The organism is Paraburkholderia sp. SIMBA_053, from assembly GCF_046534895.1.
In the GTDB taxonomy this organism is placed as follows: domain Bacteria; phylum Pseudomonadota; class Gammaproteobacteria; order Burkholderiales; family Burkholderiaceae; genus Paraburkholderia; species Paraburkholderia caledonica.
The window spans coordinates 1-268 of sequence record NZ_JAWRXU010000786.1 but is presented as its reverse complement, the minus strand read 5'-3'; the positions used below and the strand labels follow the sequence as shown (position 1 = coordinate 268).

Here is a 268-nt window from a genome sequence, read left to right as displayed (position 1 = left end):
CGCGGCTTGCGGTGTGACGCCGCACGCCCAGAACACAGGCAGTTCGTCGTCGCGCACGTCGACCGCATCGCCGAAATCGGGCCGCGACAGATCGCGAATGCCGATCAACGACGGATCGCCGATATGCACCGGCGCGCCGTGGACAGCAGGAAAGCGGCTCGTGATCTGAATCGCGCGGATGGCGTCGGCGGCTTTCAGTGGGCGCATCGCGACGACGAGGTTGCCCCCGAACACGCCTGCCCGCACATTGCGTTCGCGGGTACGATAC

General features: G+C 66.8%; 1 protein-coding gene. It reads right to left on the bottom strand.

Features of this window, described 5'->3' with window-relative positions:
- On the bottom strand, nt 1-268 hold a 268-nt coding region (locus SB753_RS37725; protein ID WP_410805244.1), incomplete at both ends, for a D-glutamate cyclase family protein.